This window comes from Prevotella sp. oral taxon 376, assembly GCF_003043945.1.
GTDB lineage: Bacteria > Bacteroidota > Bacteroidia > Bacteroidales > Bacteroidaceae > Prevotella.
In genome coordinates, this window is sequence record NZ_PYXG01000001.1 from 1824812 (window position 1) to 1840000 (window position 15189).

10 protein-coding genes, 2 tRNA genes and 2 rRNA genes (1 of these 14 running past the window's edge) are annotated in these 15189 nt (G+C 50.4%); 9 read left to right on the forward strand and 5 right to left on the reverse strand.

What is annotated here, in order from left to right; genetic code table 11:
* Nucleotides 1–47 precede the first annotated feature (47 nt).
* Nucleotides 48–2360 (forward strand): transglycosylase domain-containing protein, encoded by a 2313-nt coding sequence (locus C7120_RS07970; protein WP_107621092.1) that lies wholly within the window; start codon nt 48–50, stop codon nt 2358–2360.
* A gap of 20 nt (nt 2361–2380) precedes the next feature.
* Here the strand turns inward: C7120_RS07970 and C7120_RS13920 are convergent, their stop codons facing one another.
* Nucleotides 2381–2806: an HU family DNA-binding protein gene (locus tag C7120_RS13920; protein ID WP_158267359.1), complete on the reverse strand. Its 426-nt coding sequence runs from the start codon at nt 2804–2806 to the stop codon at nt 2381–2383.
* A gap of 497 nt (nt 2807–3303) precedes the next feature.
* On the opposite strand from C7120_RS13920, the gene C7120_RS07980 reads away from it, so the two are divergent.
* Together C7120_RS07980 and C7120_RS07985 are read left to right on the forward strand one after the other, a co-directional pair.
* Complete coding sequence (locus C7120_RS07980) at nt 3304–3837, forward strand: hypothetical protein (protein WP_107621094.1); 534 nt, start codon at nt 3304–3306, stop codon at nt 3835–3837.
* Between the two features lie 52 nt (nt 3838–3889).
* Nucleotides 3890–4324, forward strand: a complete 435-nt coding sequence (locus C7120_RS07985) for a hypothetical protein (RefSeq protein ID WP_146154223.1) — start codon at nt 3890–3892, stop codon at nt 4322–4324.
* A gap of 228 nt (nt 4325–4552) precedes the next feature.
* Here C7120_RS07985 and C7120_RS07990 read toward each other — a convergent pair whose 3' ends face one another.
* The gene (locus C7120_RS07990) at nt 4553–5455 is read right to left on the reverse strand and encodes a hypothetical protein (protein ID WP_107621096.1); all 903 of its coding nucleotides are present in this window, start codon (nt 5453–5455) and stop codon (nt 4553–4555) included.
* A 44-nt stretch (nt 5456–5499) separates the two neighbouring features.
* Complete coding sequence (locus C7120_RS07995) at nt 5500–7797, reverse strand: TonB-dependent siderophore receptor (RefSeq protein ID WP_233247046.1); 2298 nt, start codon at nt 7795–7797, stop codon at nt 5500–5502.
* A 375-nt stretch (nt 7798–8172) separates the two neighbouring features.
* Here C7120_RS07995 and C7120_RS14355 point away from each other — a divergent pair, with 375 nt between their 5' ends.
* Both C7120_RS14355 and C7120_RS08005 read left to right on the forward strand, forming a co-directional pair.
* Nucleotides 8173–8583: a MauE/DoxX family redox-associated membrane protein gene (locus C7120_RS14355; protein ID WP_146154224.1), complete on the forward strand. Its 411-nt coding sequence runs from the start codon at nt 8173–8175 to the stop codon at nt 8581–8583.
* Nucleotides 8570–9388 carry a hypothetical protein gene (locus tag C7120_RS08005; RefSeq protein ID WP_107621099.1) on the forward strand — a complete coding sequence of 273 codons (819 nt, stop codon included), beginning with the start codon at nt 8570–8572 and terminating at the stop codon, nt 9386–9388. Before C7120_RS14355 ends, C7120_RS08005 begins: the two co-directional genes overlap by 14 nt.
* Before the next feature lie 132 nt (nt 9389–9520).
* Here C7120_RS08005 and C7120_RS08010 read toward each other — a convergent pair whose 3' ends face one another.
* Together C7120_RS08010 and C7120_RS08015 are read right to left on the reverse strand one after the other, a co-directional pair.
* On the reverse strand, nt 9521–10366 hold the full coding sequence (locus C7120_RS08010) for an SGNH/GDSL hydrolase family protein (protein WP_107621100.1): 846 nt from the start codon (nt 10364–10366) through the stop codon (nt 9521–9523).
* Between the two features lie 71 nt (nt 10367–10437).
* Nucleotides 10438–11652 carry a tetratricopeptide repeat protein gene (locus tag C7120_RS08015; protein ID WP_107621101.1) on the reverse strand — a complete coding sequence of 405 codons (1215 nt, stop codon included), beginning with the start codon at nt 11650–11652 and terminating at the stop codon, nt 10438–10440.
* A gap of 789 nt (nt 11653–12441) precedes the next feature.
* Between C7120_RS08015 and C7120_RS08020 the strand changes: the two genes are divergently transcribed.
* From C7120_RS08020 to C7120_RS08035, 4 genes are all read left to right on the forward strand, one after another.
* A 16S ribosomal RNA gene (locus C7120_RS08020) occupies nt 12442–13974 on the forward strand.
* Between the two features lie 144 nt (nt 13975–14118).
* Nucleotides 14119–14192 (forward strand) — tRNA-Ile (locus C7120_RS08025).
* 20 nt (nt 14193–14212) lie between these two features.
* Nucleotides 14213–14286: transfer RNA gene (locus C7120_RS08030), tRNA-Ala, on the forward strand.
* Nucleotides 14287–14434: 148 nt separating this feature from the next.
* Nucleotides 14435–15189: ribosomal RNA gene (locus C7120_RS08035) — 23S ribosomal RNA — on the forward strand; it runs 2157 nt beyond the window's last position.
* The 16S and 23S rRNA genes sit together here with 2 tRNA genes alongside, the layout of an rRNA operon.

Here is a 15189-nt window from a genome sequence, read left to right on the forward strand (position 1 = left end):
TTCAAAAGAAAAATTGTATTTTTGCATATATTTATGGATATTGGCAAATGAGAAAATTGTTTATACGCTTCCTCTGGATAGCTCTTGTCTTGATCGTGGGCATCTCGTTGATGGCTTTCGTCGCGATATGGAAAGGCTGGGTGGGATACATGCCCGAGATGGCGGATATCATGAATCCGCTCGACCGGTCGGCCACCCAAGTGTATTCTTCCGACGGCATCGTGATGGGCACATGGAGCGCCAATCACGAGAACCGCATCATCATTCCCTATTCCAAGTTGTCGCCCCATCTGGTCCACGCGCTGGTGTCTACCGAGGACGAGCGCTTCTACGACCATTCGGGGATAGACTTCGTGGCGTTGGGGCGCGCCGTGGTCAAGCGTGGCATCTTCCGGCAGGAGAGTGCCGGTGGAGGCTCCACCATCACCCAGCAGCTGGCCAAGCAGCTTTATTCCTCGGTCGCCCACTCTTCGCTGGAGCGGCTTTTCCAGAAGCCGGTGGAGTGGGTCATCGCCGTCAAGCTTGAGCGCAACTTCACCAAGGAGGAGATTATAGCCCTCTATCTGAATAAGTTTAACTTCCTGCATAACGCCGACGGCATCAAGACGGCGGCAAATACTTACTTCAACAAGGAGCCCAAGGACCTTACGGTCTGCGAGGCCGCCACGCTGATTGGGCTGTGTAAGAACCCGGCGCTCTTCAATCCCGTGCGCTTTCCGGAGCGCAGCAAGGAGCGCCGCGATGTGGTTCTCGGGCAGATGCGGAAGGCGGGCTTCCTCTCCGCGGAGGAATACCGCGCCTGCCGCGCGGAGCCGCTGAAGCTCAACTTCCATCGCATCGACCATAAGGATGGCACGGCAACCTACTTCCGCGAGTTCCTGCGCCAGTATATGATGGCCAAGCGTCCTGACCGCGACGACTATCCATCCTGGAATCAGAACCAGTATGTATTCGACTCGATAGCCTGGGTGTCAGACCCGTTGTATGGCTGGTGCAACAAGAATTTCAAATCCGACGGCAAGCCTTACAATGTCTATACCGACGGGTTGAAGGTCTATACGACCATCGATTCGCGGATGCAGCAATATGCCGAGGAGGCTGTCTACGCCCATGTGGCCAGGTTCCTGCAGCCTAAGTTCTCCGCCGAGAACCGTCGCAAGCCGAATGCTCCGTTCACCGACAAGCTTACCGCCAAGGAAGTTCGCCAGATCCTGAACCGCTCGATGAACCAGAGCGAGCGCTACCGGGCCATGAAAGCGGCCGGCGCAAGCGACGAGGAGATTCGCACGGCCTTCCGTACGAGGACGCCCATGACAGTGTTTACCTATCACGGGGAGATAGACACCACGATGACTCCTTTGGATTCCATTCGCTACTACAAGTCGTTCCTCCGCGCGGGATTCATGAGCATGGATCCCAAGGACGGCTATGTGAAAGCCTATGTGGGCGGACTGGACTACAACCACTTCATGTACGACATGGTGATGGGCGGCCGCCGTCAGGTGGGATCCACCATCAAGCCGTTCCTTTATTCGCTGGCGATGGAGAATGGGTTTTCTCCCTGCGACCTTGCTCCCAATGTGCAGCGCACCTATATCGTGGCAGGAAAGCCCTGGACACCGCGCAATACCTCCCGCCGGCGCTACGGATCGATGGTAACCCTGAAGTGGGGACTGGCCCAATCGAACAACTGGATCTCGGCTTATCTCATGAGCCAGCTCAACCCGCAGCAGTTCGTGAGCCTGCTCCACGAGTTCGGCATCAACAATCCCGACATCCACGCCTCCATGTCGTTGTGCCTCGGGCCGTGCGATGTGTCGGTCGGCGAGATGGTGAGTGCCTACACCACCTTCGCGAACAACGGCATCCGGTGCGCTCCGCTCTTCGTTTCCCGTATCGAGGACAACGAGGGAAACATCATCGCGAAGTTCCAACCCCGCATGAACGAGGTCATCAGCTCGCAGAGCTGTTACAAGATGCTGGAGGAGCTGATGGCCGTGGTCGACGAGGGCACGGCCGGCCGGCTGCGCCATCGGTTCAACTTCACGGGGCAGATCGGAGGCAAGACTGGCACCACCAATCGCAATTCCGACGCCTGGTTCGTGGGCTTCACGCCACAGCTCGTGAGCGGCTGCTGGGTGGGCGGAGAGGATCGCGACATCCACTTCGACTCCATGTCGATGGGGCAGGGAGCCACGATGGCCCTGCCCATCTGGGCACTCTATATGCAGAAGGTGTATAAGGATGCGTCGCTGCCCTACAATGAGAATGCGGTATTCGACATCCCCGAGGACTTCAACGCGTGTGCCAAGGATGAGACGAGCGTAGACCTGAACGGCATCGACGAAGTCTATGAGTGATGTGCCCACCCGCGCCGGGCTTACTTCTCCACGGCGTTCATCGGGGCAAACTTCACCTCGGTGTTCTCGCAGAATGTCTTTTTCAGCCGGCCGTGGCGTCCGCTCTTCCTGCCCACGGGCAGGAAGTGGCATTTTACGCCCTTGATGTTCGTGCCGATGTGGAAGGCTTCCGGCTTCTCGGCCGACAGGCTCTCCACCGTCAGGCGAAACCGCCCGAAGCCGTCGATGACCACGGTCTTCCCGTCTTGCAGCATCTCGGTCATGGTGTCTGTGAGTGCGTCCATCATCCCTTTCACCTCTCCTCGGGTGAAGGTGGTGTCCGCCTCTACCTTCCGGGCGATGTCTTCGGTGTGAGCTTCGCCCGTCGATACGGTCTTTGCAAACCACTTGCCGCTGTTCTTGTCGTGCGGCATCCTGTTTCTCATGAGCTTGATTAAAATTGCCATAGTGTGTTTGAATTTAAGTTGGTAATGTGTTCTTTCGGTCGGATAGATTTCCGTTCCGGGGGCAGGAGACCGTTTCCCGCTTGACAAAATCGCCGATTTTGTCGTACAATCTCGCCGATTTCGTCCCACGATTTCGCCGATTTCGTCCCACAATCTCGCCGATTTCGTCGGGCGGATAACGGCTGGCAGCATTCCTCGCCCTTGCCTTTCCGGATTCTGACTGCAAAGATAAGGCATCTTTCCGCTTTTCCCAAAAGTGAATAGCGGGTTTTCGGGCAAACTGGGGTAGCCGCAAGATATAAATTTATAGATATGTTAAAATAGTCATATTCGGAGCAGAAAAACAAAGGAGAATTAGGTTCCCGTCCATTTTTTAGCTATTTTTGCCCTGGATGGGTGCCACTCGGCCGTGTCTGTGGTGGGCAGAAAACAGATGGAGGGAAGTTCTGAAGAAGATGGAACCAACAATGGATTACAAAAAATAAAGCCGACGAATCATGAGAAGGAAATTCCTGTTCATACTGGCGGGCATTATCGTTTCGGTGGTGCTGATTGTCCTCGTGCTGACGGATAGGCATTATCGCAATTATTATATAGCGGGTTTGACCATGGAGAAAGTCTCGCCCGACAGCCAGAAAGATGGTGCCGGATATTACCTCGTGTCGTTTTCCGTCCGCTATTCCAATCCCGAGTATGGATTGTTCATTGGCGGGTTGCAGCCCGGCATTTATGGACTTGAGAAAAAGATTCGCGCCATCACATTCTATGACGACCACCGGCAGGCAATCACCTCGCCCGTCCGTGTCTTGCCGGATGCGGAGGGCACGGCTTGCGGAGACATCGGAACGGGAAGCCGCACGACTTCTGAAACCCTCGGAATAGACTCTCTCGTGAGGGGGATAAACGATAACAGTCTTTTCCGTGGCGGATATGCAGCCCGGTTCGTCGCGGTGGTTGATTCCGTGAAAGAAAGCCCCGTGGCCGTGGAAGTGGTGTTCGAGGACGGCTCGAGGCTTAGGAGCAGCCTGTAGGCTAAGGGTCTGGTGTCGGACTTGCTATATGGAAATGAAGTTAAAGGCAATAATGATGAATAGATTAAGGAATATAACCAGCCGGGGATTACTGCTACTGTTGGCGCTTCTAATGTCGCAATGCGCTCATGATGAGAATAGTTATGAGGGACTTGTCGGCAACTTTAACAAGCATGAAGAGGATTTTGCCGAACTGATAGCAGCCTTCAGCCTTCAATTAAGACATCATGATGTGGGGAACTACCAAATGGAACTGACGATTGGGGAGGACAGTGATTTTGTTTTCGTGGGCAAGACACCGTATCTTATCGACGAGGAAGCCGGGGAGCGGTCGGTTCATTTGAAATTAAGAAGAGGCTCTCCCGAATACCGAAACGGGCTCAAGGAGTTAGGCTGGACAGAGGCTTCGGTGAGCAGGATAGGGGCTTTGTTGCGGCGCGTGAACTGCAAGACGATTCGCTCGGTGAACTATAGCGGGGGCTGCTAGGTAGAGATTCTGCCTGCGGGTGATGATGCCATTGTCTCCCATTCTTACTTGTATTATGAGCGGCCTATCACCGGGGATAGCGTCAAGGCTTACGGGAAACCTGTCAGTCATTCTGCGATAGGCCGGCATTGCACGGTCTCCGTTGCCTCCGTTCTGTGATTCCAGCCTCTGCTGATGCTTTTTCCGGCAGGGTGCATCGGCGTATGGGGTGCGGGGAGAACGGGCTTGCTATTTTCTTTTGAACTCCGCGAATCGGTAATTGGGGTAGTATTCGGTCTTGTCTCCAAACTGATATGCCGTGGAGTCTTGTATCTCGCACCTCACGGTCAGGCCGACGGTGTCCCTCCGATGCTTGGTTGTCTTGAACTTCACGGTTGCCGTCTTGGTCGAGTCGCAGTCTATCTCAAGCGACTGCAACGCCGTCTCGTAGTCGATGGAGGAGAGCCCTTGAAGGATCAGCTCGTCATCGGCATGCCCGTCGCTAGCAAGAAGCCGGCTGACGAGCGAGGGGCGCAGGTATCGCTTGAAGAGCGGTTTGAGTTGTCCTACGGTGGGCTGTGCCACTTTCTTCTGATGCAGATAGAGGGTCATGAATTCGCTGAGGTCGTTGATAATGTCGCATTCCTCGTCGCCCATCTCCATGGTGAGCACATAGAGGTCTGGCTTCCTGCCGAGATTGTAGCAGTAGAGCATGTTCCAGCAGTCGTCTGTTTCCGGTATGCAGTCCCACGTTTGCAAATAGAGGGTGTTGTCGGTGGTGAACAGAGGAGCAACTCCTTGTAACTGAAATTCACCCTCTTTGCCTACGAAAGTCTTAGTGCGTAGTTCTTTATTTTTGCACAGCAACAGGCCGTCCTTGTACAGAGTGAGGAAGGCGGAGTTATCTCGCACGGGGTAGTCGGACTTTGGATCGATGACCAACTCATTGGGCGCTACGCGCAAATGGATGTGCCAGGCCCCCATGGTGGTATCCGTAACGCTTTCGGGAGAGCTGTAAATGGTGTTGCTTACGGCGGCAGGCCTGTCGGTCTTCAATAGTCTCTCGCTGTCGGATTTCGTAGCCGTAGTGGCATTTCTTGTGCTGCATTCTACAAGGACAAGCATCAGGCCGATGGATAGAAGATGTTTCATCTTGTGTTGGAGATTGTGGCAAAGGTGGCATTTTACGCCCTTGATTATTCCCCTTTCTTGGTGGTGATATCATCGTTGCTGATGCTACTGGCAGCGCTCCGTCCTCTGAATTGCTTGCCTATGTTCCAAGCCACCGTGATAGTTATGTTGTTGGCATACAGTCGGCGTATCGATTGCTGATGCATGTTGCGGAAATAGGTATCGCTGCGCGTATTCCAGCAATATACCAGCGAGTTAAGGAAGTTCAGTTCCAGTTCGAGGCGGTCCTTGAAGAGGTTCTTGCTGATGGTGAGGAATAACTGCGGATTTCGGTGGAATATGCCGTTGAGACTGTAACTCTTAGGCCGATAGTTGGCCGACAACATATACATCCACCCTTTGGTACTGAGATAACTCATGTTCAGGTTGCTGGTCCATCCCCATCCCTTGGAGGTCTGCATGAGTGTTTGCTCACGGTATGTTCCGTCGAGTTCGTATGAGCGGTGGAAGCCAGTAAGCGATAGCGATACATTCATACGGTTCTTGCAGAAGCGCTGGGAGTAATTAGCCGATACGGCTGTATATTTGCTGCTGCCGATGTTAGCATAGGTTGTAGCATTATAATTGTCGGGTGTTATATAGATTTGGCTTATCACATGTGATTCGTCCTCGTAGTTGGCTGTCAGAGTGAGGTAAGCGTTGCGTATCTGTCTACGCCACGACATGCTGATTGCATCGTTGTATTGCGATTGTAGATCGAGATTGCCCACATGCTGTGTGAAGTCGTTGATGAATAGAGTGTCGGCATTGAGATGGTCTACGCTTGGGCGAGTGATGCGCCGTTGGTAGCCGGCTGATAGCGATCCTCCCTTCTTAAGATTATAATTGAATCGCAGGGATGGCAGAAAGACATAGTCGTGTCTGCCGCGCAGGTTGTCGGTCTCACCTTTGAGTATGGCATAGACAGACAGGTCCTGTGTGAAGGCATAATGCTCTGTAAGATATAATTGTTGGATGGAATAGTCGGTGTGTCTGCCGAGTGCGGATGAGGTGGTGTTCTGCCGGTATACATTCTTGAATCCGGCATTGATGTCATGGTCGTGACCGAATAGACGGATACGGTTCTCCCAAAGCAGTTCGCCTGTATATTCTCGCATGGCCGAACGGTAACTCTCAATATCGCTGCCAGGATAAGCTATGGCGTAACGATAGTAGTAATAGTTGCCTTTGATGGTCAATGTGTTTCGGCTGTTCATCTTGTATCCTATGTTTGTGTATCCGCCATAGTGGTCTATCTTCTCGTTGCTGGTGCGCTGATAGTCTGCACCGTTAAAATCGGAACCGGAGTCTGTAGCATCGGCCGGGTATCCGCTATGAAAGGCGGCAGCTGTTATAGTGAGTCGATCTGTAGCGAAGTGATTGAGCTTAATGTACTCTGCATCCTGCCGTGTTTTGATGGTTCTTAGGAGCGTGAGTCGCTGTGTCGGTGTGTCGCTGAAATATCGAGTTATGTTGTTCTCCGACTTCTGCGTATGGCATACAAGGTTGAATGAAGCCATGATGTCCCACTTCTTGTTTTGGAACCCGAAATTATTGTAAGTACCTACTTGTGGGTGCAACATGCCCGTCCATGTGGAGAGACGTGCGTAAGCCCGGGGATGTTGCCGTTGTTTCTTGATGATATTTATTTCACCGGCAGTACCGCTGTCATCATCTTTGGTCATCTCGTGCACCTCCACGCGCTCTATATCTCTGGCACTGATGGTTTTCAGTTCTTCGTTAGTGGCGTTCCTTCCATCAACCTTGACTCTGCATCTGCGGTTTTGCCCTACCAGCGTATAGGTATCGTTGCTGGCCACGATGCCGGGGAGGAATGAGAGTGCCCTGTCGGCCTTGGTGGTTTTCAACATGCCTCGGGTGTCTATTTGATAGATGCTCTTTTGTGCATCATTTTTGGCGATGCGGCGATAGGCTACCACTTCAACCTGTTTTATTTTCTGGGCTTTATCCTGTAGGTATATGCAGTGATTGACCGAAGGCGTATAAATGGTGATAGCAGTATCTAAGTTTTCGTAAAACTTGCTTTCTATTTGTATCCTTACCTGCTTGCATATTGGCGATTTTACGGTAAAAGAAACTTTCCCGTTAAGGTTTGTGTCGTGCTTGAATGTACTATCGCAGGCTGTAAATCTGACTGTTAGATTGGAAATCTTGTTTTTCTGACTATTGCTAATGGTTAAGTTTATGACTGACTGGCCACTACTTTTTAGACAAAAAAGAATTGCTGTAACTAAAACACCCACTCTCCACCAATTGAATGAAGAGTGGATAAATGAATAGCTTTGTCCCAATTTAATATTCATGCCATTTTCCATACCAAATTCTAGAACTGTCTTCCATGCATGCGCCACTACCAACGCACTCTCCTTTGTATCGTGTAAATGCATTAAGAGATGACAGGGATGCTTTTATTGGTGTGTTAGTAGATGTTTTTTTTTCCTGCTTGTGCAGGGGTAAGCAATAAAGCTACGGCTAAAAACATTCCGCATGCCATTGCGGTTTTGTGTCCATGTTTAATATGTATTGATTCGTATTAGTACAAAGATAAGTTTTTTTTATATATATAAACCTTTTTCTTTTTTAAAAAAAGTTAAATATTCGATATTTGTTAATTTCTCCTTCTTCAATTCGGGAAAACTATTATTTTTGCATCGTATTGATTGCTAAATTCTTTGATTTTGAAGAAAAGAAGTTTATATAGTTTCTTGTTGCTATTATTGATAGTGTTCTTTTCTTATACTTTTATAAATAAAGTATTAGATATAGATAGCTTTATGCTGAATATCGCAAAAACGGGTTTGTTTAGAGGTTGGATGGTTGATGCCGTTGCTTACTTGGCCTTGGTATTGGAGGGGACGTGCATAGCCTTATTATTATTTAGAGAAAGCATAGGCTTAATAGCTTCGTGGCTGATGATGCTCTGTTTTACTTGTTATATTTGTATCTTGTATTTTTTCTCCCTCTATGAAATTTGTGGTTGTGGGGGAATCCTAAATGGTCTCCCATTTTGGTGGCATCTGCTAATTAATAGTGCTATCATTGTTGTTATAAGTTATTTGATTTATAAAAGGTTTTATGGAAAAATATAAAAGTGTTTTTCTATGCGTCAGCATAGTACTGGTGATGTTTTTGATATTATTTATTTTCCTTATATATAATAGAGTAGGCAATGCTCAAGATACTTATCTATTTTGTAGGAAATATTCTGATAATACTGTTAAATGGAACTTGGAAGAACTGCCCCGACCAGATAGTTTGGATTTCTTGCAGGGAAGCAAGAGTAAGAAAGTGGACTCCGTCGAGTTGAACAATCACTATTGTTTGTCATTTGGACCAGTCGGTTCAAAGACTTCTGCCCCATTTGCGTTTTCTTGCTATCCTTCAGGCAAAGATGGGCAGTCAATATCCTTTATGACTTTTAAATATGCTCCATCGTGCGACTATTCTAATATTTATGAAAAAGGACTAGCTTTTGATGGTGTATTCCTGAAGATAGGTAACTATGTTACTTATACTTTTCGACATTTGCCATCTGTCTTGGTGTTTGATGCTAAAGGGCGTTTTATGAAAGACATCCATACAAATGACAATGTCCCGTGTCCGTCAATAATACGCTACAAGGAATATTATATATATGAGCGTGGTAAAGCTTTCAATTCGAATGTGTCTTCTTTTGTAAAAGGACAATTTGTGTATGTTTTTTCTTATAGGATTCCAAGAATGGAAAAGCGGTTTATAGTAGATGTTTATTCTCTGGAAACAGGGAGATATCAATATAGTGTAAATATCGACAATAAAGGAAAATATGCGAATACTGATATAGACAAAGTGTTTTCTGTTGGCAAGGAAATTTATATCGATACCCGAATGGATCTTTTGAAGCTAAGTCTGTAGGTAGGGATTGTCTACATGCTGTGTGAAGTCGTTGATGAATAGAGTGTCAGCATTGAGATGGTCTACTCTTGCCCGGGCTGAGCAAGTCTCTCGTCATTTGCCGTGTCGTCTGCCGAGCTTGGGCAAGATGCTTCAGAAACGGCAGGGCAGACTGAAAAGCTGGTAAAGCAGGGTTTGCGCCATGATTTTGTGCCCGTAATTGTTGGGGTGCAAGAGATCGCCCGGGGCATTGAACTTCTTTGTTTGCTCCGTGATGAGTGGGAATAGGCCGGAGAGATTGCCGAGGTCTATCACGGGAACGGCCCATACCTCTTGTGTCTCTTTGATGGCTTTCACATACTCATCGAGATAGAGCCCTGCTCCGTTCTGATAGGATTCATCTAGCTGTATGTTCTTGTCTTTATAGTTAAAGAGCGCGCGATGGAGTGGGGTGAGTATCACCACCTGCTTGTCGGGATACATGGTCTTGATCTTTCTCATGGCGATGTTGATGCGCCCTTTCAGTGTCTGTGGGTTGTAGTCGAAATGTCTTCTGAGTCGCGTAACGGTCTGTCGAGGCTGGTGCCACCGCTTAATGTGAGTTTGTTCTTTGGATTCGGTGTGCCAAACACCGATGGGCAGATCGGCATAATAGTCGTTTGTTCCGATGAATATCAGTATGGCATCAAACTGGTAGCCGTGTTCTTTGTTAAGGCTGTCGGCCTGGTTGGGGATATCATCCCATTGCCGACCGTTCACGGCATAGACATAGCTGGTGGCATGAAGCCATTCTTCTAGATATTTCCAGTATTTCTTTTGAGTGGATGGGATATTCGGGTCGGTGACGGAATCGCCGAAATAGGCGATCCGAGCCTGTCTCCAAGGGTGTATTTTCAGTAGGTCGCCGAAGCTGGGGGCGTCTGACTCGGGATGTTGCGCCATGGCGTTCAGTGCCAAAAGGAGGCACAGGGTGATGGTGGATATGATTTTGGTCTTCATTTTAAATGGATTCTTTGTATGTCAGGTTATGCGAAAGGAGGATCGGTTTCCACCTTTTGTGGGTTCTGGGCTTATGCTTTCGGGGCTTCCTTCTCAATTTTTACAGACTCTCCTTTCTTGATCTTTTCAATCATTTCGCCATTCAACTTTCCGGGAAAATTCTTCTCCAGGAGCGCTTCTAATTTCTCGAGACCCTTTTTGTATGCCTTGATATATTGCTCAAGGTATTTCACCTCGCCGGTATATTGCTTGTTAGCCTGATAGTAATTGAGTACATCTACCATGGCGTCCTTGAAGGTGTTGAGACTAAAATCGGCTTCTCCGGTGGCAAGGGCGTATTTGCTGCATCCGGCTATATAGGCTATAAAATAGGCCATCGACTTCTCATTTCCCATCAATTTGGACTCGTTCTCGCCGATTACCACATGGCTGTCTTCGGTGGCTTCCGACCAGTTCATGATGTAAGTGGCGGCATCATTGATTTTCGGATCGGTTATATAGTGCTTGAAGAAATATTCTATGCATCTCGCGGCATCACGATTGTGGTCGCGGGCAACGGCGGCCGAGGTGAATTCCACGGCCTGTGGCAGGTCGCGCTCGCCGGCTTCTGTCTCTTTTTTCAAGGTCTCTATGCGCTCTGAAAGTTCTTTAGCTTTGGCCTTGTCGCCGTTCTTTTCATAGTATTTGCATAGATATTCAGCTTCATCAGTATATTTGTCGGAGTGTTCTCCATAGAGATTCTTGAGTATGTTGAGGGCAAGCAGTTCGTGCTGAATGGCTTTATTGGTGTCGCCACAGAAGTTGGCGAGTTCCGCTACATGCAGCTGAATGACCGCCATATCGTGGTCGTTCTCATGAAAGTTCTGGTAAACGCCAAGGGCTTTTTGGGCATTGGCCAATCCTTCTGTATACTTCTCGGCCGTACTCTGGTAGAGGGCGAGATTATCCAGGGCAAAGGCGTAGTTCTTGTCGGTGGTACTGATGTGCTTTCCGTAGAGGTCCACCACTTGCTGGGCTGTTATCAGTGCTTGGTCAAGCTGCTTGGTACGATAATAACATTTGCCCAATTGTATCAGCTTGACGATATAGGTGGAGTCGCTTTCGCCTACTTCCTCCTTTAGGGCGGCGAGATGTTTTTGGCGTATCTCCATTGATTTCTCGTAGTTTCCTTCGTCAAAAAGCTTGTTGGCAATGCTGTCGAGCTTGGCTGTTTTTGCAGATTGCGCTTGTGCGACAACGGGCACTAAGGTCATAAGGGTGATAATTGTTAAGAATGCTTTTCTCATCTTCTGGGTATTTTAAAAAGATTATTAGCTTTTGATGGAGCAAAGTTCCGAAAAATTTCTGATATATGCAAGTATTTTATGAGAAAACAAATAGGCTGGGATAGAGAAGGAAACCTCATAAGGAGCCGCATTATTATAGTCTGGCGCAGTTTACTTTATACTTCTCGTACAACCTCGGCTATTACGAGTCTCACAGTTTTTCCTATACGGTCGAGTCCGTTCGTTAGCCTTTTTCCTGCCGTCCCCGGCCTGCCGATCCCGCCGATTTCGTCTGCCGATCCCGGCGAGTTTGTCGGTCAATCCCGCCGGTTTTGTCTGCCGATCCCGCCGGTTTCGTTCCTTTTTTCATTGCTTTCCCGCTCCCCCCTGTCCCCTTTTATATATAATAATGTATGCTTTCCCTCCTTTTTTCCCTTTCCTTTTGTTTTGTCAACATTTCCGAAAACTTTTCCTTATTCCTGAAATTATCTCCCCCAAAGTTTGGCCGGTTGTTTTTTTTGTGTTACCTTTGCACTCGCTTTCGCCCATTTTGCGGGTCGTTAGCTTGATATTTTTCGTTCTTTGGCATTCTTACATAGAGAGACAGGTAGTACAGGAAGTCCAGGCATTCTCCTTCCCGGCGCTCGTTGCCCGGTTTGGTTTTTGCCTGTCATTTTTCAGGAAGAGTCCGTTTTTCCCTTTTCCTTGATTGGTATTGGGAAGATTCCACGGATTCCGGATAGCCGTTCTGACCGGATCGGCGCGCGCCGTTTCCTTTTTTGGGAATTTGGCGCCGCCACATGATTTTTTACAATGGAGAGTTTGATCCTGGCTCAGGATGAACGCTAGCTACAGGCTTAACACATGCAAGTCGAGGGGCATCATGTCGGTTGCTTGCAACCGATGATGGCGACCGGCGAATGGGTGAGTAACGCGTATCCAACCTGCCCCCGGCCGGGGTATAACCCGTCGAAAGGCGGCCTAATCCCCCATGTAGTCCTCTGAGGTCCTCCGATGAGGATGAAAGGTATTTTTCCGGCCGGTCGATGGGGATGCGTCCGATTAGCTTGCTGGCGGGGTAACGGCCCACCAGGGCTTCGATCGGTAGGGGTTCTGAGAGGAAGGTCCCCCACACTGGTACTGAGACACGGACCAGACTCCTACGGGAGGCAGCAGTGAGGAATATTGGTCAATGGGCGGAAGCCTGAACCAGCCAAGTAGCGTGCAGGATGACGGCCCTATGGGTTGTAAACTGCTTTTGCGCGGGGATAAATTGGGGAACGTGTTCCCCTTTGCAGGTACCGCGCGAATAAGGACCGGCTAATTCCGTGCCAGCAGCCGCGGTAATACGGAAGGTCCTGGCGTTATCCGGATTTATTGGGTTTAAAGGGAGCGCAGGCCGCCCCTTAAGCGTGTTGTGAAACCCGGGCGCCCAACGCCCGGCCTGCAGCGCGAACTGGGGGGCTTGAGTGCGCGCAACGCCGGCGGAATTCGTCGTGTAGCGGTGAAATGCTTAGATATGACGAGGAACCCCGATTGCGAAGGCAGCCGGCGGGAGCGCAACTGACGCTTATGCTCGAAGGCGCGGGTATCGAACAGGATTAGATACCCTGGTAGTCCGCGCTGTAAACGATGGATGCCCGCCGTTGGCACTTGGTGCCTTCGGCCAAGCGAAAGCGTTAAGCATCCCACCTGGGGAGTACGCCGGCAACGGTGAAACTCAAAGGAATTGACGGGGGCCCGCACAAGCGGAGGAACATGTGGTTTAATTCGATGATACGCGAGGAACCTTACCCGGGCTTGAATTGCTGAGGACGGCGCCGGAGACGGCGCTTCCCTTCGGGGTCTCAGTGAAGGTGCTGCATGGTTGTCGTCAGCTCGTGCCGTGAGGTGTCGGCTCAAGTGCCATAACGAGCGCAACCCCTCTCCGTAGTTGCCATCGGGTCATGCCGGGCACTCTTCGGACACTGCCGCCGCAAGGTGTGAGGAAGGTGGGGATGACGTCAAATCAGCACGGCCCTTACGTCCGGGGCTACACACGTGTTACAATGGCCGGTACAGAGAGTCGTCCGGGCGCGAGCCCGGCCCAATCCCTAAATCCGGCCTCAGTTCGGACTGGGGTCTGCAACCCGACCCCACGAAGCTGGATTCGCTAGTAATCGCGCATCAGCCATGGCGCGGTGAATACGTTCCCGGGCCTTGTACACACCGCCCGTCAAGCCATGAAAGCCGGGGGCGCCTGAAGTCCGTGACCGCGAGGATCGGCCTAGGGCGAAACCGGTGATTGGGGCTAAGTCGTAACAAGGTAGCCGTACCGGAAGGTGCGGCTGGAACACCTCCTTTCTGGAGACGGCATTGGGTTTTTTCCGTGTGTCTTTCGGTTCTCTTCCCTCCTGTTTCCTGTTCTCTCTTTCCCATATTTTTTCGGGGATGGTCCTCCGCCGCGCCTTGCCTGTTGCGGGCCGCGCGGGCTGGTCCCGGGCCTTCAGTCCCATAGCTCAGTTGGTCAGAGCGCCACACTGATAATGTGGAGGTCGGCAGTTCAAGTCTGCCTGGGACTACGTCCCTTTCCCGTTTCCCCGGGGGATTAGCTCAGCTGGCTAGAGCACCTGCTTTGCAAGCAGGGGGTCAACGGTTCGAATCCGTTATTCTCCACGACTCGGCCCCATCTTTTTGGGTTCCGTTTGGTAAGATCTTTGACATATTGACACAGGCAAGACAATGAAGTAGAGGAAGGCCCTCCTTATATAGGTGGGCCGGAAGTACGGGCCCGCCCCTGGCCTTTTCGGCGTTGGGGCGGCGCGCGAAAGTATTTAAGGGCGCATGGTGGATGCCTTGGCTCACTCAGGCGATGAAGGACGCGATAAGCTGCGATAAGCTCCGGGTAGGCGCAAATGGCCATTGATCCGGAGGTTTCCGAATGGGACAACCCGTCTGTCTGCAGGACAGTCACCCGGTGCGTTTATGCTCCGGGAGCTAACGCGGGGAACTGAAACATCTTAGTACCCGCAGGAGAAGAAAATAACGATGATTCCCCCAGTAGCGGCGAGCGACCGGGGATGAGCCCAAACCGTAGGGGTCTTTTTGGCCCTTTCGGGGTTGTAGGACCGCGCCGTTGTACCTTGATTGTGAGGAGAAGGCCCTGGAAAGGGCGGCCTTAGCGGGTGATAGCCCCTTATCCGAAGCATGACGGGACATAGCGGTATCCTGAGTAACGCGGGACACGAGTAATCCTGCGCGAATCCGCCGGGCCCATCCGGCAAGGCTAAATACTCGAGTGAGACCGATAGCGTATAAGTACCGTGAGGGAAAGGTGAAAAGCACTTCTAGCAGAAGAGTGAAATAGTTCCTGAAACCATGCGCCTACAAGCGGTCGGAGCACGTTATTCGTGTGACGGCGTGCCTTTTGCATAATGAACCTACGAGTTTCCGTTTCCGGCGAGGTTAAGCCCCATTGAGTGGCGTATCCGCAGTGAAAGCGAGCCTTAATAGGGCGTTTTAGTCGGTAGCGGCAGACGCGAAACCAAGTGATCTACGCATGTCCAGGGTGAAGTTCCG

What these genes read in the sequence shown, in the direction of transcription:
- C7120_RS07985 (WP_146154223.1), top strand. Translation starts at nt 3,890, where the DNA reads ATGATGAATAGATTAAGGAATATAACCAGCCGGGGATTACTGCTACTG.
- C7120_RS07980 (WP_107621094.1), top strand. Translation starts at nt 3,304, where the DNA reads ATGAGAAGGAAATTCCTGTTCATACTGGCGGGCATTATCGTTTCGGTG.
- C7120_RS13920 (WP_158267359.1), bottom strand. Translation starts at nt 2,806, where the DNA reads ATGGCAATTTTAATCAAGCTCATGAGAAACAGGATGCCGCACGACAAG.
- C7120_RS07970 (WP_107621092.1), top strand. Translation starts at nt 48, where the DNA reads ATGAGAAAATTGTTTATACGCTTCCTCTGGATAGCTCTTGTCTTGATC.
- C7120_RS08005 (WP_107621099.1), top strand. Translation starts at nt 8,570, where the DNA reads ATGGAAAAATATAAAAGTGTTTTTCTATGCGTCAGCATAGTACTGGTG.
- C7120_RS08015 (WP_107621101.1), bottom strand. Translation starts at nt 11,652, where the DNA reads ATGAGAAAAGCATTCTTAACAATTATCACCCTTATGACCTTAGTGCCC.
- C7120_RS07995 (WP_233247046.1), bottom strand. Translation starts at nt 7,797, where the DNA reads ATGAATATTAAATTGGGACAAAGCTATTCATTTATCCACTCTTCATTC.
- C7120_RS08010 (WP_107621100.1), bottom strand. Translation starts at nt 10,366, where the DNA reads ATGAAGACCAAAATCATATCCACCATCACCCTGTGCCTCCTTTTGGCA.
- C7120_RS07990 (WP_107621096.1), bottom strand. Translation starts at nt 5,455, where the DNA reads ATGAAACATCTTCTATCCATCGGCCTGATGCTTGTCCTTGTAGAATGC.